Genomic DNA, 20,347 nt, shown 5'->3' with positions numbered 1-20,347 from the left:
GAGGGACCTCTCTTGGGATCGACACATAAAAGGCCCCTCGGCTTCGCTCGGGGCGACGGAGCGTTAATGGATCTTTCACTCAAGCCGGAACACAAGGCGTTCGCTGACGAGGTGCGGGCGTTCGCACGCGAGAACCTGTCGCCCGCGACCCGCGAGAAGACCTTCTCCGGCAAGCACTACGACCGCGGCGACCACATCGTGTGGCAGAAGGCGCTCGGGAAGAAGGGCTGGCTCGCCTACACCTGGCCGAAGAAGTACGGCGGTCCGGGCTGGGACGTGACGCAGCGCTTCCTGTTCGAGAACGTGCTGGCGGAGGAGGGCGCGCCGCGCATCCTGCCGTTCGGCCCGAAGATGGTCGGACCGGTGATCTACACGTTCGGCACCGAAGAGCAGAAGGAGCGCTTCCTGCCGGGCATCCGCAGCTCCGAGGTCTCGTGGTGCCAGGGCTATTCCGAGCCGGGCGCCGGCTCCGACCTCGCCAACCTGCGCACGCGCGCGGTGAGGGAAGGGGACCACTACATCGTGAACGGCCAGAAGACCTGGACCTCGTTCGCGCATTGGGGCGACTGGATCTTCTGCCTGGTGCGGACCAACACCGAGGTGAAGCCGCAGGAGGGCATCTCCTTCCTGCTGATCGACATGAAGACGCCGGGCGTCACCGTGCGGCCGATCATCATGACCGACGGCGCCCATCACGTGAACGACGTGTTCCTCGACAATGTGAAGGTCCCGGTCGAGAACCTGATCGGCAAGGAGAACGAGGGCTGGACCTGCGCCAAGTTCCTGCTGGCCAACGAGCGGCTGGGCATCGCCGAGGTCCCGTCCTCCAAGCGCGGCGTCTCGATGCTGCGCCAGATCGCCCGCATCGAGCCGCTGGACGGCGGCACCCTGGCCGACGATCCGGCCTTTACGGCGCAGATCGCCGACATCGACCTGCAGGTCCAGGCGCTCGAGATGAGCGAGCTGCGCGTGCTCTCGACCATGGCCCAGGGCGGCGCGCCGGGACCGGAGGTCTCGACGCTCAAGGTGCGCGGCTCGGAAATCCAGCAGCGCATCGCCGAACTCACGATGGAGGCGGTGGGCGAGTATGCCCAGCCCTACCAGCCCGGCATGCTGTTCCACGACACGAACGAGACCCCGATCGGACCCGACCACGCCCCGCCGGCTGCACCGCGCTATTTCAACATGCGCAAGACCAGCATCTACGGCGGTAGCACGGAGATTCAGAAGAACATCGTCTCGAAGATGGTGCTGGGCCTCTGACGGGGGCTATAACCGCGATCAAGAATTCCGGAGGAGAAACATGGATCTGTCCCTTTCCGACGAACAGAAGCAGCTGCAGGAATCGGCCGAGCGCTTCGCCCGCGAGAAGTACACGTTCGACAACCGCCGCAAGATCGTGGCGACCGAGCGCGGCTGGCTGCCGGAGAACTGGGCGCAGTTCGCCGAACTGGGCTGGCTCGGCATGGCCTTCTCCGAAGAGGATGGCGGCTACGGCGGCGGCCCGATCGAGACGATGATCGTCATGGAACAGTTCGGTAAGGGCCTGGTCCTCGAGCCGTTCCTGCCGACGGTGGTTCTGGGCGGCGGCATGATCGCCCGCGCCGGTTCGGCCGACCAGAAGGCCGCCCTGCTGGCGCCGATGATCGAGGGCAAGAAGCAGTTCGCCTTCGCCTGGCTGGAGCGCCAGAGCCGCTACAACCTGGCCGACGTGTCGCTCAAGGCGACCAAGGAAGGCAACGGCTGGTCGCTCTCGGGCCACAAGGGCGTGGTCTACAACGCCGCCTCGGCCGACGAGATCATCGTACTGGCCCGCACCGCCGGCTCGGCGCGCGAGCCCAAGGGCCTGACGCTGTTCGTCGTCGATGCCAAGGCCAAGGGCCTGTCGCGTCGCGACTATCCGACCCAGGATGCGCTGCGCGCCTCCGAGCTCACCTTCGACAAGGTCTCGGTCGGTGCCGACGCGGTGCTGGGCAAGGTCGACGACGCCTTCCCGACCGTCGAAGAGGCGGTCGACCGCGCCATCGTCGCGCTCTGCGCCGAGGCCACCGGCTGCATGGACGCGATCAACGCGGCCACGCTCGAGTACATCAAGACCCGCAAGCAGTTCGGCGTGGCGATCGGCAAGTTCCAGGTGCTGCAGCACCGCATGGTCGACTGCTTCACCAACGCGCAGGAAGCGCGCTCGATGACCCTGATGGCCTCGCTCAAGATCGACGACAAGGACCCGACGGTGCGCGCCAAGGCCGCCTCGGGCGCCAAGGTCCAGATCGGCAAGTCGGGCAAGTTCTGCGGCCAGAGCGCGGTGCAGATGCACGGCGGCATGGGCGTCACGGACGAGATGGCGGTCAGCCACTACTTCAAGCGGCTGACGATGATCGACCTGATGTTCGGCAACCAGCAGCATCACCTGACGCGCTACAGCAACCTGGCGATGGCGGCTTAGTCAGACCGTTGAACACCAAAGTCCTCACCCTGAGGAGGCCCGCAGGGCCGTCTCGAAGGGTGGGGAACCCGCACCTCGTCTGCGGTCCATGCTTCGAGACGGTCGCTTCGCGACCTCCTCAGCATGAGGTTTATCTGGTTGTCCGAGCATGAGCGCAATCGTCGACATCATCGTGCCGGTGTTCGGCATGGTGATGGTCGGCTGGATGATCGGCCGCAGCAAGCTCCTCAGTCCGGAGGGCTTGCGCGGCTTCACCGCCGTTACCTTCTACGTGCTGTTCCCCGCGTTGCTTTTCCGCTCCATGGCCAAGGTGCGGCTGGAGTCGCTCGAGCCGCAAATCCTGCTCGCCTTCTTCAGCGGCGTGGCGGTGCTCTACGGCGCGCTGATGGTGCTCGGCCGGATGCAGGGGCTGCGGCTGGGCGACCGCGCCATGTTTGCGCTCAGCGGTTCCTTCTCCAACGGCGTCGGCATCGGCATCCCGTTCATCAGTTACGGTTTTGGGGAGCAGGGGCTGGTGCCGCTGCTGATGATCATCAGCGTGCACTCGCTGATCCTGCTCACCTTCACCTGCTTCCTGATGGAGATCGACGGGCCGGGCGGGCGGCGCAGCAATCTGCTGAGGCGCCTGGGCGGTGCGGCGCTGTCCATGCTGAAGCACCCGGTGATCCCGGCGATCTTCGCGGGCCTCCTGTGGGGCGAGATCACGACGCACGTTCCGGGAATCGCGACGCCGGCGGTGATCGACCGCATCCTGCAGGCCCTTGCGGCGGCGGCACCGCCCTGCGGCCTGATCATGGTCGGCGCCTCGCTCGCTCATGTCGGCCTGAAGGGCCATTGGCAGTCGGCGGCGGTAGCCTCGTTCTTCAAGCTGGCCCTGCTGCCGGTGCTGGTCTGGACGATCGGCCGCTACGTCTTCCCGCTCGATCCGCTGTGGCTCACCGTGGCGACCCTGAACGCGGCCATGCCGGCCGGCGCCAACGTCTACCTGATCGCCCAGATGTACGGGATCGGGGTCGCCCGCGCGACCAACGCCGTGGTGATCTCGACCGCCGCCAGCGTCTTCACGCTGTCGATCGCGCTGCTGTTGCTCGGCGTGCAGGCACGCTAGGATGCAACTAGGGGGAAATGCGATGTCGTACGAAACGGTTCAGGTGAAGAAGGTGACCGGCGGCTGCGGCGCCGAGGTGCTGGGCGTTGATCTCAAGTCGATGAGCAACCGCCAATGGGACGAGGTTCAGCAAGCCTTCGTCGAGCACGGCGTCATCTTCTTCCGGGACCAGAACCTCACACCCGAGCAGCATCTCGAGTTCGCGCGGCGCTGGGCGCCGATCGACGTGAACCGCTTCTTCAAGGCGGTTCAGGGCTATCCCGAGATCGCCGAGGTGCGCAAGGAGCCCGAACAGAAGACCAACATCGGCGGCGGTTGGCACACCGACCACAGCTACGACGTGGAGCCGGCCATGGGCTCGATCCTGCTGGCCCGCGAACTGCCGGAAGAGGGGGGCGACACGCTGTTCGCCAACATGTACCGGGCCTTCGAGACGCTGTCGCCCGGCCTGCAGCGCACGCTCGAGGGGATGCGCGCTGTCCATGGCTCCGCCCACATCTTCGGCAGGGGCGGCGTCAACGACCAGAATCCGGAGGGCGCCAGTCGCTACGAGAACCACGACAAGGTCGACGCCGACGTCCTGCATCCGGTCGTCATCCGTCACCCGCTGAGCGGGCGCAAGGCGCTCTACGTCAATCCGGCGTTCACGCTGCGGTTCGAGAACTGGTCCGCCGAAGACAGCAGGCCGCTGCTCGAGCACCTCTACAGGCATGCCGCGCGGCCCGAATTCACCTGCCGCTTTCGCTGGCAGGAGGGCTCGATCGCCCTGTGGGACAACCGCGCGACCTGGCACTACGCCGCCAACGACTATCAGGGCGAGCGGCGCCTGATGCACCGCATCACCGTCGCCGGCTGCGCGTTGCAGGCGGCGACGGGAGCGGCGTCTTAGCGCGAAGCTACTGCTTCAGGCGGATCGTCATCGCGGCGATGCCGGTCGCCAGATTGTAGCCGGCATCCTTCACGACGCCCGAGGCCAGCATGCCGATCTCGGCGTTCGGACCGCCATAGATCCAGTTGCCGCCGGCCTGGTTGCCGGCCGCGACCGTGCCCTGCTCGCCGACATAGGTGCCGCCGATCTGCGTCGGGCCGCGATCCGAGCCCAGCGAATAGACGCGCCAGATCGTGTGCACGGCCTTGGTGTAGCCGATGTCGATGCCGACCTTGTCGATCGTGCCGGTGTAGTGCGCCGTCGAGACGCCGTCCTTGCCAAGGAACACGCAGTCGAGCGGCTTGGCCGAGCCCAGGATATAGCCCGTGCTACCGCCGACATTGCAGGTCAGCGAGCCGATGTAGATGCGGGAATTTGCGTTGGTCGTGTTGAGCTGCTGCGCGGTCGACTGCTGCATGCTGCAGGCACCGGTCGAGAGGGCGAGGGCGGCCAGTGCGGCCGTCATGACGACGTTCTTCATAGACACTCCTTCAGGGGGAGGGCCGCCCACAGGGGCGCCCGTCCGGGAGACAGCCACTAGCACGACTCAGGCCGACGTGCCCGTCATCACGGCTTCCTGGTCCTCGGGGGCGTAGAAGAAATCGCCTGGCCTGAAATCGTGGCCGAGGTCGCCCAGCAGGCGGCGCTGGCGCGGCGTGCAGCGGTCGAGGATCGCCGTGTACGGGCCGCTGAAATCGTAGGCCCGCATGAACATCTGGCAGTAGTTGTAGAGCAGCGTCTTGCGCGCCTTGCCGGAATGGTTGGGCGAGGGCCCGTGCCACAGAGCGTGCGGAAAGACATAGGCGTCGCCGGCCTTGCCGAGCAGCGGCACGGCGCCCGGCATGCCGGGATGAGGGATGCGCTCGGCGCGCTCGGGAAAGGGCCGGAGATGGCTGCCGGGGAACACCGTGAAGTTGCCGCTGTCCGTCGCGGTCACGTCGGTCAGCAGGTACATCACCTTCACCGCCAGCGGCCGGCTGGTCTCGCTGACGCGGATCGCCTTCTGCGCCTGCCCGCCGTCGGTGTGGGTGTAGCCCGGGAACAGGTCAGTCGAGGCGCGCACGATCGCCTGGCTCATCGAGAACTGGATGTAGGGGCCCATCAGGTCGAGGATCAGGTCGAAGATTCCCGGCCGGTCGATCAGGTCGATGAAGGCCTGATGATAGGGCAGCAGGTCGCGCCGATCCATGAACGCGTCCTTGTTCTGGTCGGGCAGCTTCCACGCATAGTGACCCCGCGGCAGCGCACCGGGCGCAGGCTCGTAGCCCGGCTCGGTGCGTACCGTGTCGTCCAGCAATTTTGAAAAGAAATCGACCTCGGCGGGCGACAGCGCGCCCTCGAGCTGCAAGTAACCGTCGACGGCCCACTGCTCTCGTTGTGCCTCGGTGAGCGTGCGCGTGGTGTTGGCCAGCATGCGTTCCTCCCTGGAAGCCTGCTGCCAGCCTAGCGCGATCCGCCGCCCGTGTCGGCGGCGGCCTCTCGCAGGGCGGCCGGGCGAGATCGTGCCCGGAAAGGATCTTACCGGGAGTCGCGCTTCGCCTGCGCCCTGGCCACCTGGCTGCGGACGCTCCCCCGCACCGATCGCGGCACATGGTTCTCGACTTCCACGCGCGCCTTGCCGCGAACGACCTTGGCGGGCCCCCGCGCCTTCGCCGCGGGCGTGGCCGGCTTGGCCTTCTGCTTCAGCGCCAGTGCCTTCTTCGCGCTGGCGACCAGCTCGGCCTTGGCCTTGATCTCGCCGCGGCGCGCCGTCTCCGTGTCGAGGCGGGCGAGCGCCGCCGTCAGGACCTCGAGCTTCACCTGCGAACCCTCGTCGGCCTTCGGCGGCGTTGCGCCGCGCGGCCGCGCCTTGCCCCGCATCTCGCGCCGTTGCCGCTCGGCCACCGTCCTTGCCCGGTCGCGGCGCGTGCGCAGGCGCTTCACCAACCGGTTGAGTTCGGCGTCGGTCATCGCCCGCGCGGCGCGGACGCCTGACATTTCCACCAACTCGCGCTCGCTCTCGCTGAGAGCGCGCAGTTCCTGCTTCTTCGTGATTGCCATCATTGGTCTCCTTGAAGGGGATCCCTCCTTGCCAAGCTATTCCGCGCGCGTCTACCTCAGGGCCTGCCAAAGCAGCGCGACTCCCGACACGGCCATGACGATGTCGAGCACGTACTGGAAAGCGGTGACGCTCAGACGTTCGACGATCAGGCGCGCGAGATACGTGCCGGTCATCACCGAGGATCCGGTGATCAATCCCTTCACCACGATGTCGGTCGGGAGCGCGCCGAACGCCTGGAACGTGACGGCCTTGCTGATGTAGAGGGCGAGCGAGCCCGCGGCTTCGGTGGCGATGAACGCCCCCTTGACGAGTCCGTGGGCGGCGAAGGCCGGCACGCTGAGCGGTCCGGTGGAGACCACGATGCCCGTCAGGAAGCCGATCACGATGCCGGCCAAGAGCATGCCGCCATAGCCCAGCACGATATTACGCCGGGCGAGCCAGCGGCGGCCCGGGATCATTGCGAGGAAGAAGACGCCAAGCGCCGTTTCGACGGCGTTCTCGGGTAGCGCCAGCAGGGTGCGGGCACCCAGGGCCGCCGCGGGAATGCCGCCGGCGGCATAGGCCCCAGCGGCGCGCCAGTCGATGTGACGCCACCAGGCGGTGATCTTGGCGAAGTTCGACATCAGCGCGACGACTGCCATGATCGGCACCGCCTCGCGCGGCCCGAAGACCATGACCAGAACCGGCAACAGGATGACCGTCGCGCCGGTCCCGACGACGCCGCTCACCGTTCCGGCGATCAGCCCGACGAACAGGACGAGGGCGTAGCTCAGCATTTCGCTCATCTCGTCATCCGCCCCCGTTCAGCGAGGGCGGAATGCCGCGAGTGCAAAGCGAGGTCCGCCTCAGTACCCGATGTTCGGCCGCAGCCACTTCTCCGCCTGCTCGATCGAGACGCCACGGCGCCTGGCATAGTCTTCGACCTGGTCCTTGCCGATGCGGGCGACGCCGAAATACTGCGCGTCGGGATGGGCGAAGTAGTAGCCCGAGACCGCCGAGGTCGGCATCATCGCGAAGCTCTCGGTGAGCTGGATGCCGGCGTTCTGGCCGGCGTTCAGCAGCCGGAACAGTTCGGGCTTCTGGCTGTGGTCGGGGCAGGCGGGATAGCCCGGTGCCGGGCGGATGCCGCGATACTTCTCGCGCACCAGATCCTCGTTGGCGAGCGCCTCCTCGGGGGCGTAGCCCCACAGGGTCTTGCGGGCGCGCTCGTGCAGACGCTCGGCGAAGGCCTCGGCCAGGCGGTCGGCCAGCGCCTTCAGCAGGATGTCGGAATAGTCGTCATGGTCGGCCTTGAAGCGCGCGAGATGCTCCTCGATGCCATGGCCGGCGGTGACGGCGAAGCCGCCGATCCAGTCGGCCTCGGGCGAGATGAAGTCGGCCAGGCACATGTTGGCCCGCGGCGCGCGCTTCTCGATCTGCTGGCGCAGGAAGAAGAGGCGCGAGATCTCCTTGGTGCGCGTCTCGTCGCTGTAGATCACGACGTCGTCACCCTCTCGGCGGCACGGCCAGAAGGCGACCACGCCCTTCGCCGTCAGCCACTTCTCCCGCACGATCAGGTCGAGCATCTTGCGCGCGTCGGCATAGAGCTTCTTGGCGCTGTCGCCGACCACGGGATCCTCGAGGATGGCCGGATAGTTGCCGGCCAGCTCCCAGGCGCGGAAGAACGGCGTCCAGTCGATGCGTTCGACCAGCTCGTGCAGCGGATACTCGGCAAACACGCGCGTGCCGGTGATGGCGGGCTTGGGCGCCGTGTAGGCCTGCCAGTCGATCTTGAAGTCGTTGGCGCGGGCCGCCGCGAGCGGGATCACCTTCTCCTTGGTGCCGCCCGCGCGTTCGACCCGGATCGCCTCGTATTCGGCCGCGACCTTGATGGCGAAATCCTCGGCCTGAGAGCCCGATTCCGAGACGAGCGCCGAGCAGACGCCGACGGCGCGCGAGGCGTCGAGCACGTGCACGGTGGTGCCGTTATAGCGCGGCGCGATGCGCAGAGCGGTGTGCACCTTGGAGGTCGTGGCGCCGCCGATCAGCAGCGGCAGGTTCATGCCCTGTCGCGTCATCTCCTCGGCCACCGTCACCATCTCGTCGAGCGACGGCGTGATCAGGCCGGACAGGCCGATGATGTCGGCCTTGTTGTCGTTGGCGCTCTTCAGGATGTCCTGGAACGGCACCATGACGCCGAGATCGATGACCTCGAAGTTGTTGCACTGCAGGACCACGCCCACGATGTTCTTGCCGATGTCGTGGACGTCGCCCTTGACCGTCGCCATGACGATCTTGCCCTTGGGCCGCGAGCCCGCCGTCTTCTGCGCCTCGATGTAGGGCAGGAGATGCGCCACCGCCTTCTTCATGACGCGCGCGCTCTTCACCACCTGCGGCAGGAACATCTTGCCGGCGCCGAACAGGTCGCCGACCACGTTCATGCCGGCCATCAGCGGGCCCTCGATGACCTCGATCGGCCGCGCGATCTGCAGCCGCGCCTCCTCGGTGTCGGCCACGACGAACTGGTCCATGCCCTTGACCAGCGCATGCTCCAGCCGCTTCTCGACCGGCCAGCTGCGCCACTCCGCGTCCTGCGTCTCGGCGACCTCGCCGGTGCCCTTGTACTTGGGCGCCAGCTCAAGCAGCCGCTCGGTGGCGTCGGGATTGCGGTTGAGGATCACGTCCTCGCAGGCGTCGCGGAGTTCCCGGGGGATCTGGTCGTAGACCTCGAGCTGGCCGGCATTGACGATGCCCATGTCCATGCCCGCCTGGATGGCGTGGTAGAGGAACACCGAATGCATCGCCTTGCGCACCGGCTCGTTGCCGCGGAAGGCGAAGGAGAGGTTGGAGACGCCGCCGGAAATCTTGGCGGCGGGACAGCGCTTCTTGATTTCGCGCGTCGCCTCGATGAAGTCGACGCCGTAATTGTTGTGCTCCTCGATGCCGGTCGCCACCGCGAAGACGTTGGGATCGAAGATGATGTCCTCGGCCGGGAAGCCGACCTGGTTCACCAGGATGTCATAGGCGCGGGCGCAGATCTCGACCTTGCGCTCCTTGGTGTCGGCCTGGCCTTTTTCGTCGAAGGCCATCACCACCACGGCGGCGCCGTAGCGGCGGACCTTGCGGGCCTGCGCGATGAAGGGCTCGATGCCTTCCTTCATGGAGATCGAGTTCACGATCGGCTTGCCAGCGACGCACTTCAGGCCGGCCTCGATCACGCTCCATTTGGAGCTGTCGATCATGATCGGCACGCGGGCGATGTCGGGCTCGGCGGCGATCAGCTTCAGGAACGTGTCCATCGCCAGCTCGGCATCGAGCAGGCCCTCGTCCATGTTGATGTCGATGATCTGCGCGCCGCTCTCGACCTGCTGGCGCGCGACCTCGACGGCGGCGGTGTAGTCGCCTTCCAGGATCAGCTTCTTGAAGCGGGCCGAGCCGGTGACGTTGGTGCGCTCGCCGATGTTGATGAACATCGCCCGCGGCGCCGGCTTGCTTTCGTTGTCGATATCCTGAGCCATTAGAAGAAACTCGCCGGTTCCATGCCACTGAGACGCAGCGCGGGTGGCAGGACATGCCAAGTGCGCGGCGTGATGCCTTTGACCGCCTCGGCGATCGCCTTGATGTGGGCGGGCGTCGTGCCGCAGCAGCCGCCGACCACGTTGATCCAGCCGTTCTCGGCCCAGCCCTTGACCAGCTTGCCGGTCATCTCCGGCGGCTCGTCATAGGCGCCAAGCTCGTTGGGCAGGCCGGCATTGGGATAGATGCAGAGCATGCTGTCGACCTGCGGGTTCAGCGCCTGCACATAGGGATGGAGCTCGGTCGCGCCGAAGCTGCAGTTCAGCCCCATGGTGATCGGCTTGGCATGCCGCACCGAATGCCAGAAGGCCTCGACCGTCTGGCCCGAGAGGTTGCGGCCGGCCAGGTCGGTGAGCGTCATCGACACCATCACCGGAAGGACCTCGCCGCGCGCCTCGCCCGCCTCGTCGACGGCGACCAAGGCGGCCTTGGCGTTCAGCGTGTCGAACACCGTCTCGACCAGGATGAAGTCGACGCCGCCGTCGAGCAGCCCGTCGATCTGCTCGCGGTACATGTCCTTCACCTCGTCGAAGGTGACGGCGCGGAAGCCCGGATCGCTGACCTTGGGCGACACCGACAGAGTCTTGTTGGTCGGCCCCAGCGCGCCCGCGACGAACCGCGGCTTGGCGGGATCGCGCGCCGTGGCGGCATCGGCGCAGGCGCGCGTCAGCTTTGCCGCGGCGACGTTGATCTCGCGCGCCATGCCGGTGATGCCGTAGTCGGACAGGCTGATCGAATTCGAGTTGAAGGTGTTGGTCGCCACGATGTCGGCGCCGGCGTCGAGATAGGCGTTGCAGATCTCGCCCACCACGTCGGGACGCGTCAGGTTCAGGAGGTCGTTGTTGCCCTTCTGGTCGTGGTTGAAGGTACGGCCGCCGCGGAACCCTTCCTCGTCGAGCTTGTAGCTCTGGATCATCGAGCCATAGGGCCCGTCCTTGATCAGGATGCGCTGCGAGCCGATCTCGCGCAGCTGCTCGGCCTTTTCCTCGCGGGTCACTTGGGGCGCACTCCCAGCAGGTGGCAGATCGCAAAGGTGAGATCGGCCCGGTTCAGCGTATAGAAATGGAACTGCTCCACGCCCTCGTCGCGCAGGCGGCGGCAGAGGTCGCCGGCAACGGTCGCGGCGATCATGCGGCGCGTCTCGAGATCGTCGTCGAGCCCGTCGAACATGTTGCAGAACCACGGCGGCACCTTCGAACCGCAGAGACCGGCGATGCGGTTGACGGCCTGGAAGTTCGACACCGGCATGATGCCCGGCACGAGCGGCACGTTGATGCCTGCCGCCGCCGCGCGGTCGCGGAAGCGCAGGAAATCGTCGGCCTCGAAAAAGAACTGGGTGATGCAGCGGTCGGCGCCGGCATCGACCTTGGCCTTCAGGTTCTCAAGATCCGCCTTCTCGTCGGCCGAGGCGGGATGCTTCTCGGGATAGCCTGCGACGCTGATCTGGAAGTTGCCGATCTTCTTCAGGCCGGTGACCAGCGCCGCCGCATTGGCATAGCCGCCCGGATGCGGCGTGTACTGGCCGCCCATGCCGCCCGGCGGGTCGCCGCGCAACGCCACGATATGACGGATGCCGGCATCCCAGTAGGCGCGCGCGATGTCGTCGATCTCGCCCTGGGTGGCGGCGACGCAGGTGAGGTGCGCGGCGGCATCGATGCCGGTCTCGCTCTTGAGTCGCGCCACCGTGTCGTGGGTGCGCTGGCGCGTCGAGCCGCCGGCGCCGTAGGTCACGGAGAAGAAGGCGGGATGGAGCGGCGTCAGGCGCTTCACCGTCTCCCACAGCGTCTGCTCGGCGGCATCGGTCCGGGGCGGCGAGAACTCGAAGGACACGGCGAGCCGCTGCGGCGCGCGCGCGGGAAATTCGGTCGCGGTCGTACTCATCGGATTGCCGATCGGACCGGTATCGGGACTCATCGTGATTCTCCATGGACGGAAACGGCGGCAGGCCGCGGGGCGGCGCGGGCCGGCAGCTCGCGCTCGCCGCGCCAGATGCCCGTCATCAGGCGGCGGCCGGGAAAGTGGATCGGTTCGAGCGGACTGAGGCCGGCGCTGCGCAGCCAGCCCTGCACCTGGTTGTCGGCGAAGCCCAGATGCACATGGGCGTGCTCGCGCTTCAGCTCGACCAGGTCGTGTGGCGCGAAGTCGACCACGAGGACCGAGCCGCCGGGCTTCACGACCCGCGCGGCCTCGGCCAGTGCCGCGGCGGGATCGTCCGCATAGTGCAGCACGTGGTGGATCGTCACGACGTCGAAACTGTCGGACTCGAAGGGCAGGGCGTACATGTCGCCCTGGCGGATATCGGCATTGTCGATGCCGGCGCGGGCGAGGTTGGCGCGGGCCAGCGCCAGCATCTCGCGGCTCTGGTCGACGCCGATCGCCTGTTCGACCTTGGGCGCCAGCACCTCGAGCAGGCGGCCCGTGCCGGTGCCGACATCGAGCAGCCGGCGGGCGCCGAGCGGCAGGTGATGGCTAAGCGCCCGCTCGATCTCGCGGTCGGCAACGTGCAGGGCGCGGAGTTCATCCCAGCGCTGGGCATTGTCGCGGAAGAAGCGGGCGGCCGCCGTCTGGCGGCGCTGCTGGACGGCATCCAGCCGGGCGCGGTCAGTCGCGATCCGGGGATGCTTGGGATCGAGCCGGCGCACGAACTCGCGCACCAGGGCGGCATCCTCGCCGCCATTGGTCAGGCGGAAGCGGGTGAACTGGGCCTCGCGGAAACGCTCCAACAGGCCCGCCTCGACCAGCAGTTTCAGGTGCCGGGAGACGCGCGGCTGGCTCTGTCCCAGCACATTCACATAGTCGCTGACAGTCAGGTCCTCACGAGCGGCCAAGGCCAAAATCCGCAGCCTGGTGTCTTCGGCGGCGGCTCGCAGCAGGGTGAGGAGGTGTTCCATGGAAAGAATGATATAAGCATATCTTTATGTATGCAAGGCTCGTTTTGGGGGTGATCTGTGGCCGCGGAAACACAAGAAACAAAGGATACTGGGCCGGGGGAAATGCCGGCCCCGGAATTGCTTTAAGAACACGGTGCCGGTATGCAACACTCCGAACGATGCGACGGATGAACGTCGCGTCACGCTTTTTGGCCCGGCGTCCCGGGCCAGCGGATGATCCGGGGTCGGCGTTGATGATCGGTGTGACGAGAGCCTTTGCTGCCAGCATTCGCCGCTCGATGGTCGCGGTCGCCCTCGCCGGAACGGTCTTGGGAGGCTGTGCTTCCGGCGATACCGGCGCCGCCGAAGTGTGGGATCCGCTGGAAACCCCGAATCGTTTCATCTTCTCGATCAACCGCGCCGTCGACGTCATGGCGCTGCGACCGCTGGCGGTCATGTATCGCGACCTGGTGCCTGAGCGGGCGCAGACCGGCGTGCGCAACGTCCTCGACAATCTCGGCGAGCCGGTGACGGCCATCAACGAGGTCTTCCAGGGCGATCCGAATCGCGCCGCGACGACCATGGCGCGCTTTCTGGTGAATTCGACGATCGGCGTGGCCGGCATCTTCGACGTGGCCTCGAGCTTCGGACTGGAACGCACCAAGGAGGATTTCGGCAAGACGATCGGCCTGTGGGCGGGCGTCGAGCCGGAGAATGGCGGCTTCTATCTCATGCTGCCGGCCTATGGTCCGTCCAACGCGCGCGACGGCACCGGCCTGATGATGGACTATCTGGTCGATCCGTTCCGCATCCTGACCTTCAATCTCGCCGTCGACTGGGATGTCTGGCAGATCGGGCGCTACGGCATGAATGCCGTCGACTACCGTTCCCGCACCATCTTCGCGCTCGACGACCTGGAGAAGAACAGCGTCGACTACTACGCGGCGCTGCGTTCGGCCTACACCCAGAACCGTGCCGACCAGATTCGCGAGAAGCGCGAGAAGACCAACGCCCGCAGCGAACTCGAGCGTCGCGACAACCTGGCACTGGTTCGCTAGCGCAACGGGTCCGGCCGAGGGTGCGTTGATCGGGCGTCCGCGCTAGAACGCTTCCCCCAAATTTCGTCAAAGGAGTGCACGGTGCCGAAGCTCGCCTCTCGTCGTGTCGTGTTGCAGTTCGTGGCCACTGCGGCCGTGTTCACCGCCGTGGTCGGACCGGCCGTTGCCGCCGATCCCGCACAGATCGTGCAGCGCACCGCGCAGCAGGTCATCGAGATCGTGAAGACCAAGACCGGCGCCGATCGCCAGGCGGCGATTCTTGGGGTTCTCCAGGCCAACTTCGACATGCCTGCCATGGCCCGCGTGGCGCTGGGCACGCATTGGAACACGGCGACCGAGCAGGAGCGTGCGCGCTTCCTGAAGGCCGTCGCCACCGCCGAGGCCAAGGCCTACAGCGAGCGGTTCGGCCAGTATGGCGGCCAGACGCTGACCATCGGCAAGGTGACGCCGCGCACCAACGGCGCGATTATCGTCGACAGCCGTCTGAACCAGACGAGCGGCCAGCCGATCAAGCTCGAATGGGAGGTCCGCGGCGACCGCATCACCGACGTGAAGGTCGAGGGCGTCAGCATGGTCATGACTAGACGTTCGGATTTCAATTCCTACATCCAGAACCATGGCGGCAAGGTCGAGCCGCTGGTCAGCGAGCTGGAAGCCCGGGCCGCCCGCTGACGCGGCGAATTGCGCCTGCGGGCCGGTCGGCGTAGTCTTTCCTCCTAGGGAGGCGCGTCGATCGCTTTCGCGGGCGTCGCAGGGGACGAGAGCGGAGCGGAGGAGAGCGCCATGGACAGCGCATTTGCCAAGAACCCGACCGAGTTGCGCTCGGTCGATCCGGTCTGGGACCGGATTCGCGAAGCGGCGCATGCGGCGGCCGCCGCGGAACCCGTGCTGGCCGGAACCCTCCATGCGACGATCCTGAGCCAGCCCCGCTTCGAGAATGCGCTCAGCTATCACCTCGCGCGGCTCGTCGGCACGACCGAGGTGCCGGCCGCGCTGATCCGCCAGACCTTCGACGAGGCCCTCGCGGCCGATCCCGGCATCGGCCTCGCCGCGCGGGCCGACATCATGGCGGTGGCCGACCGCGACCCGGCCTGCACCTCGCATCTCGATCCGCTGCTCTGGTTCAAGGGATATCACGCGCTGCAGACCTACCGGGCATCGCACTGGCTGTGGACGCAGGGCCGGCGCTCGCTCGCGCACTTCCTGCAGAGCCGGTCGAGTTCGCTGTTCGGCCTCGACATCCATCCCGGCGCGGTGATCGGCAAGAGCATCTTCATCGACCACGGGACCGGCGTCGTGATCGGTGAGACCGCCGTCGTCGAGGATGGCGTCTCCATGCTGCACGGCGTCACCCTGGGCGGCACCGGCAAGGAGCGGGGCGACCGCCATCCCAAGGTGCGCCGCGGTGTGCTGCTGGGGGCCGGCGCCAAGGTTCTGGGCAACATCGAGATTGGCGCCTGCGCCAAGATCGCGGCCGGCAGCGTCGTGCTCGACCCCGTGCCGGCCGGCTGCACCGCCGCCGGCGTGCCCGCCCGCATCATCGGCTGCGTCGACGTGCCGGAACCGGCCCTCGACATGGATCACCGTATCTAGAAACCGCCGCCGTGGTCGACGACACGGCCTGAGCGCCTGTCCCGGCCGTCCATGATCGGACGAAGGGATCAAGACATGCGCCACAAGTTCCGCGGTTTCGCACTCCACCTCTGGACGGTCGACACGACACCATTCGAAGAAGCCCTGGCCGCGGCGAAGGCCGGCGGCTTCGACGCGATCGAGTTGCGCCGCGTCGATTTCATGCGGGCGCGGGAGCGTGGCCTGTCGAACACCGAGGTGTTGGGCCGCGTGCGTGCGAACGGACTGCCGGTCAGTGCCGTCGGCTGCGAGTACGGCTGGACCTTTGCCGTGCCCGAAGATCGCGAGCGCCTGTTCGCGTCGCTGGAGGAGGCCTGCGAGAGGGCCGTCACGCTCGATTGCGCAACGGTGATGAGCGGGATCGGTCCGGGCGCCGCGTCGCTCGACGAGGCGGTGGCCAATATCCGTCATGCAGGCGAGATCGTGGCGCGCCACGGCCTTCGGCTGGCGCTCGAATACCAGTTCCAGCATCCGATCGTCAGCCGCCTCGAGATCCTGCGCGAACTGATCGCCAAGGCCGGACAGAAGCATGTGGGGCTGCTGCTCGATGCCTATCATCTGCAGAGGGGCGGTCGCCCCGGCCGCGGCTTCGAGGAAGTGCCCGCCGCCGAGATTTTCTACGTTCAGTACAGCGACGTGCCCAACGCGCCGCCCAACGCCGCGCCGCCGGTCGATCGCCTGCCACCGGGGCAGGGCGTGGTGCGCTGGAACGACATGTTCCAGCTTCTCGCGGCCAAGGGCTACGAAGGCTGGGTGAGCTACGAGGCGCCCAATCCGGTGCACTGGGCGCAGCCCGCCGTCGATGTCGCGCGCGAGGGTGCCAAGGCGACGCGGCGCACGATGGAGATTGCCTTCTCCTGAGCCGCCTGCGACCAGCGGCGGGATGGATGGCGCGGGCCGGAAGCGCTACGAGTTCAACCATGGCGCAGAAGAAGAAGTCCCCGAGCAAGTCGCGGAAGAGCGCCTCTTCCGGCGCCAGGCCGCCTTCGTCCGGCACCAAACCGAGAGCGCGCAAACCCGCACCCCGGACTTCCGCGCCGAGGCCGCTGCCGCCGCCCACCACGACCCTGCAGCAGGAATTGCGCATGATGGCGCACAGCGGCGCGCAGTCGCTGCAGAGCCTGATCGTCTTCCTCGCGGTGCTGGTGGTGATCGCAGGTGTTGGCATCGGTGCCTGGGCGATGCGGCCGGTGCCGGTCTATGCGTCAGAGGAGCAGAAGGCCGGCTCGCCCTTCGACGCGACGTTCACGGCGGAAAATCGGAGTCCGTGGTTTGCGATGAAGGGCCTCAAGTTCGCCTGCGTGCTCGATCACGTGCGCGCCTCGGGCCGCGAGCCGACCCTGATCGAGGCGACCGACGTGCGCTTTCCGGCGGGCTCTGCCGGCGAGCTGAAGCCCGGCGAGCAGGCGACGTTCAGGTGTCCTTTCCGTGCGCTGTTCGGCCTGCCGCCGATGAACGAGGATTACGGCGTGGTGCAGCGCGCGCAGATCTATTTCCACGCCTCCTACGACCTGCCATTCATCGGCACGATCCGCCTCAGCGACAACAGCGTTCCGTTCGTCCTCAACACCCGACTGCTTCCGCCGCGTTGGACGAGCAAGTCGGAATAAACTGTCGTCCTGAGCGCAGCGAAGGACCTCACGTCAGCCAGGCAGTACTCTGGTCGTTCTGCGAGGTCCTTCGCTGCGCTCAGGACGACTGATTGCGGAGCCGCGAGAAAGGCCGCAGCCGGCCCGGTGCGAAGTGCCTCAATTCCACATGCGTCGTTGCACCGTCGAGAATCAGCTCGGCCATCGCCTCGCCGGTCGCGGGCGCGTTGAGCATGCCCCAGACGCTGTGGCCGGTCGCGACCCAGGCATTGGCGACACCCGGCACGGCGCCGATCAACGGCAGGCCGTCCTCGGTGACGGGCCGAAAGCAGGCCTGCCGCGCGACGATGGGCGCGGCCGCGAGGGCAGGCGACACGGCGCGGCACAGCGCCTCCAGCCGTTCGTGTGCACCCTCGTCGCCCACGACATCGCACGGATCGACCGGCAGCGACGCGGTGCTCGAAACCGCGCAGGCCCAGACCGTGCCGTCGGCGCGCGCGAAGATCTCCGGCGTCAGCGTCTCGCCGCTCGCCTCCTCGTATTCGAGGAACAGGGCTTCGGCCGGCACCGCCTCGCCGGTGCGGAAGACGAGACTATGGCCCTTGAAGCCGTACACGGCGGGCAGCGGCAGCCAGCGCGACGCCAGGATGGACCACGGCCCCAGGGCGATCACCACGCCATTGCCCTCCACGGTCTCGCCGCTTTCAAGCGTGACGCCGCCGATTGCGCCGGACGCGCTCCTCAGCATTCCCGTGACGGTCCCGAGACGCAGTTCGGCACCGTTCGCCCGTGCGGCGCTCATCAATCCGGTCGTGAAGGCGCGCGGCTCGACCAGCGCCGTCGTCCGGGGCGAGCCGATCTGGCCCGTCAGGGTCACGTCTGATGAGAGCCAGGGCCGTCCGGCGGTCCCTTGCGCGCGACGCCCCTCCGCAGCATGACCGGCAAAGGTCGTGAGTCTTCTGTAGCCCCACGGATTGCCCAGATCCCCGGCGAGTTCGGCATGCAAGGCGAAGCTGCGGCGGGCCAGCCGGTCGAGCGCCGTGCCGCGGCACCAGTCGAGCGCCAGGAAACCACCCGACTTGCCGGAGGCCGAGCCCCCGACCTCGTGCCGCTCCACCACGACCGGCCGCGCGCCGCGGCGGCTCAGGAAATAGGCGATGGCCGCGCCGATGGCGCCGCCGCCGCAGATGACGATCCGCTTTCCCGTGTCCATGGCCGTTCGAGACTAGCGCAACCGGGCGGACGGCGGCACCATGCCTCCGGATCGCAGCGGGAGCATGGGCCATGGACGACTATTACGATCTCGGCGCCTACAAGCGGACCGTCACCACCTCGTCGCCTCAGACCCAGCTCTGGTTCGATCGCGGACTGAACTGGCTCTACGGCTTCAACCATGCCGAGGCGATCAAGTGCTTCGAGAAGGCGCTGGAGACCGATCCCGGCTGCGCCATGGCACATTGGGGCATCTCCTACGCTGCCGGGCCGAACTACAATCTCCCCTGGCACCGCTACGATCCGGCCGGCAAGAAGCGCGCGCTCGAAGCCTCGTACGACGCCATGCAGCGCGCGCTGGCCGCCGCGCCCAATGCCTCGCCAGTCGAGCAGGCGCTGATCCGCGCCCTGCCGGCGCGCTATCCGCAGCGCGAGGCGATCGAGGATCAGACCACTTGGGACAAGGCGTTCACCGTCGAGATGCGCAAGCTGTTCCGCGCCCATCCGAACGATCTCGACCTGCGCTCGGTGTTCGCCGAGGCGATCATGAACGAGACGCCGTGGCAGATGTGGGACCTCAAGACCGGCCAGCCGACGCCGGGCGCCGGCACGGAGGAGGCGGTCGAGGTGCTGGAAGGCGCGTTCCGCGACATCCCGGCGAGCTGGGACCATCCCGGCCTGCTGCACCTCTACGTCCATCTGATGGAGATGTCGCCGTTCCCGCAGCGCGCGCTGCGCGCCGGCGACCGGCTGCGCGACCTGGTGCCCGACTCCGGCCACCTCGTGCACATGCCGACCCATATCGACGTGCTGTGCGGCAACTATCGCGACGTCGTCGTCTACAACCAGAAGGCCGTCGTGGTCGACCGCAAGTACCTGGCGCGCGAGGGCGCCCTCAACGTCTATTCGATGTATCGCAGCCACGATCATCACTTCATCGTCTACGGCGCCATGTTCCTCGGCCAGTACACGCCGGCCATCACCGCCGCGCAGGAGCTGATCGACACCACGCCCGAAGAGCTGCTGCGCATCCCGTCGCCGCCGATGGCCGATTTCGTCGAGGGCTATCTTTCGATGAAGCAGCACGTGCTGGTGCGCTTCGGCAAGTGGCGCGAGATCATCGCGCAGGAGCTGCCGAAGGACCCCGACCTTTATTGCTCGACCACGGCGATGACGCTCTACGCCAAGGGCGTGGCGCATTCGGTGCTGGGCGAGATCGAGCTGGCAGAGAAGGCGCGCGCCGACTTCCGCGCTGCCTGCGCGCGCGTGCCAGAGAGCCGGCGCCTGCACAACAACACGATGGTCGACCTGCTGGCCATCGCCGAGGAGATGCTGACCGGCGAGCTGGAATATCGCCGCGGCAACTTCGATCTGGCCTTCGCCCACCTGCGCCGCGCCGTCGAGCTCGACGATTCGCTGCCCTACGACGAGCCCTGGGGCTGGATGCAACCGACCCGGCACGCACTGGGCGCGCTGCTGCTGGAGCAGGGCCATCTCGCCGAAGCCGAAGCCGTCTATCGCGCCGACCTCGGCTTCGACGGCAAGACCAACCGCGCCTGCTGGCATCCCGAGAACGTCTGGAGCCTGCACGGCCTGCACGAATGCCTGACGCGGCGTGGCGAGACGGTCGAGGCGCCGCTGATCAAGGCACGCCTCGATCTCGCGGCCGCCCGCACGGAGATGCCGGTGCGGGCGTCGTGTCTGTGCCGACGCGAAGCCGCCTAGAGTCTTTCCGATCAAGATAGATTCGCCACCACCAATCCTCATGCTGAGAGCTTGTGAATCTTTGAGCAGGGCATGGGGATGCTGAACTTTTGAGATGCTTTCGAATCTTGGCCGCCTTCTCGCGATTCCATTTCGTTCGTCACACGTGGATCGCGAGAATCAAAATTGCGCGGTTGTCAGGCA

At 67.1% G+C, this 20,347-nt stretch carries 17 protein-coding genes and 1 pseudogene; 10 read left to right on the top strand and 8 right to left on the bottom strand.

Annotated features, from left to right (window positions below; all coding sequences use genetic code 11):
• Positions 1 to 66 precede the first annotated feature (66 nt).
• The 4 genes from Q7V45_RS15445 (at position 67) to Q7V45_RS15430 (ending at position 4,443) form a co-directional block, all read left to right on the top strand.
• The gene (locus tag Q7V45_RS15445; RefSeq protein WP_304853681.1) at positions 67 to 1,263 is read left to right on the top strand and encodes an acyl-CoA dehydrogenase family protein; all 1,197 of its coding nucleotides are present in this window, start codon (positions 67 to 69) and stop codon (positions 1,261 to 1,263) included.
• Between the two features lie 40 nt (positions 1,264 to 1,303).
• Positions 1,304 to 2,446, top strand: a complete 1,143-nt coding sequence (locus Q7V45_RS15440) for an acyl-CoA dehydrogenase family protein (protein WP_304853679.1) — start codon at positions 1,304 to 1,306, stop codon at positions 2,444 to 2,446.
• A gap of 148 nt (positions 2,447 to 2,594) precedes the next feature.
• The gene (locus Q7V45_RS15435; RefSeq protein WP_304853678.1) at positions 2,595 to 3,554 is read left to right on the top strand and encodes an AEC family transporter; all 960 of its coding nucleotides are present in this window, start codon (positions 2,595 to 2,597) and stop codon (positions 3,552 to 3,554) included.
• 22 nt (positions 3,555 to 3,576) lie between these two features.
• Entirely contained in the window at positions 3,577 to 4,443 is an 867-nt protein-coding gene (locus tag Q7V45_RS15430; RefSeq protein WP_304853676.1) for a TauD/TfdA family dioxygenase, read from the top strand.
• A 7-nt stretch (positions 4,444 to 4,450) separates the two neighbouring features.
• On the opposite strand, the gene Q7V45_RS15425 is transcribed toward Q7V45_RS15430, so the two are convergent.
• The 7 genes and pseudogenes from Q7V45_RS15425 to Q7V45_RS15395 form a co-directional block, all read right to left on the bottom strand.
• A complete protein-coding gene (locus Q7V45_RS15425) occupies positions 4,451 to 4,963 on the bottom strand; it encodes a DUF992 domain-containing protein (RefSeq protein ID WP_304853674.1) in 513 nt (170 codons plus the stop codon).
• A 66-nt stretch (positions 4,964 to 5,029) separates the two neighbouring features.
• Positions 5,030 to 5,896, bottom strand: a complete 867-nt coding sequence (locus tag Q7V45_RS15420) for a phytanoyl-CoA dioxygenase family protein (RefSeq protein WP_304853672.1) — start codon at positions 5,894 to 5,896, stop codon at positions 5,030 to 5,032.
• Between the two features lie 104 nt (positions 5,897 to 6,000).
• The gene (locus Q7V45_RS15415) at positions 6,001 to 6,522 is read right to left on the bottom strand and encodes a hypothetical protein (RefSeq protein ID WP_304853670.1); all 522 of its coding nucleotides are present in this window, start codon (positions 6,520 to 6,522) and stop codon (positions 6,001 to 6,003) included.
• Positions 6,523 to 6,573: 51 nt separating this feature from the next.
• Complete coding sequence (locus tag Q7V45_RS15410) at positions 6,574 to 7,296, bottom strand: sulfite exporter TauE/SafE family protein (protein WP_304853826.1); 723 nt, start codon at positions 7,294 to 7,296, stop codon at positions 6,574 to 6,576.
• Between the two features lie 72 nt (positions 7,297 to 7,368).
• Positions 7,369 to 11,075: pseudogene (gene metH, locus Q7V45_RS15405) on the bottom strand (methionine synthase).
• On the bottom strand, positions 11,072 to 11,959 hold the full coding sequence (metF, locus tag Q7V45_RS15400) for a methylenetetrahydrofolate reductase [NAD(P)H] (protein WP_304853825.1): 888 nt from the start codon (positions 11,957 to 11,959) through the stop codon (positions 11,072 to 11,074). The pseudogene metH and the gene metF overlap by 4 nt, the downstream one beginning before the upstream one ends.
• A 29-nt stretch (positions 11,960 to 11,988) precedes the next feature.
• Positions 11,989 to 12,969: a metalloregulator ArsR/SmtB family transcription factor gene (locus Q7V45_RS15395; protein WP_304853668.1), complete on the bottom strand. Its 981-nt coding sequence runs from the start codon at positions 12,967 to 12,969 to the stop codon at positions 11,989 to 11,991.
• A 242-nt stretch (positions 12,970 to 13,211) separates the two neighbouring features.
• Here Q7V45_RS15395 and Q7V45_RS15390 point away from each other — a divergent pair, with 242 nt between their 5' ends.
• From Q7V45_RS15390 to Q7V45_RS15370, 5 genes are all read left to right on the top strand, one after another.
• Positions 13,212 to 14,006: a VacJ family lipoprotein gene (locus tag Q7V45_RS15390; RefSeq protein ID WP_304853666.1), complete on the top strand. Its 795-nt coding sequence runs from the start codon at positions 13,212 to 13,214 to the stop codon at positions 14,004 to 14,006.
• A gap of 81 nt (positions 14,007 to 14,087) precedes the next feature.
• Entirely contained in the window at positions 14,088 to 14,678 is a 591-nt protein-coding gene (locus tag Q7V45_RS15385) for a phospholipid-binding protein MlaC (RefSeq protein ID WP_304853665.1), read from the top strand.
• A 111-nt stretch (positions 14,679 to 14,789) separates the two neighbouring features.
• On the top strand, positions 14,790 to 15,599 hold the full coding sequence (cysE, locus tag Q7V45_RS15380; protein WP_304853663.1) for a serine O-acetyltransferase: 810 nt from the start codon (positions 14,790 to 14,792) through the stop codon (positions 15,597 to 15,599).
• 75 nt (positions 15,600 to 15,674) lie between these two features.
• Positions 15,675 to 16,499 (top strand): sugar phosphate isomerase/epimerase, encoded by an 825-nt coding sequence (locus Q7V45_RS15375; protein WP_304853661.1) that lies wholly within the window; start codon positions 15,675 to 15,677, stop codon positions 16,497 to 16,499.
• 59 nt (positions 16,500 to 16,558) lie between these two features.
• Positions 16,559 to 17,248: a hypothetical protein gene (locus tag Q7V45_RS15370; RefSeq protein WP_304853659.1), complete on the top strand. Its 690-nt coding sequence runs from the start codon at positions 16,559 to 16,561 to the stop codon at positions 17,246 to 17,248.
• 79 nt (positions 17,249 to 17,327) lie between these two features.
• Here Q7V45_RS15370 and Q7V45_RS15365 read toward each other — a convergent pair whose 3' ends face one another.
• Positions 17,328 to 18,440 (bottom strand): FAD-binding oxidoreductase, encoded by a 1,113-nt coding sequence (locus Q7V45_RS15365; protein ID WP_304853657.1) that lies wholly within the window; start codon positions 18,438 to 18,440, stop codon positions 17,328 to 17,330.
• Positions 18,441 to 18,511: 71 nt separating this feature from the next.
• Between Q7V45_RS15365 and Q7V45_RS15360 the strand changes: the two genes are divergently transcribed.
• Positions 18,512 to 20,164 (top strand): tetratricopeptide repeat protein, encoded by a 1,653-nt coding sequence (locus Q7V45_RS15360; protein WP_304853656.1) that lies wholly within the window; start codon positions 18,512 to 18,514, stop codon positions 20,162 to 20,164.
• Positions 20,165 to 20,347: the final 183 nt, after the last annotated feature.

Origin of the sequence: Reyranella sp. (assembly GCF_030651995.1) — a bacterium.
GTDB lineage: Bacteria > Pseudomonadota > Alphaproteobacteria > Reyranellales > Reyranellaceae > Reyranella.
This window is presented reverse-complemented; position numbering and strand designations above follow the sequence as displayed.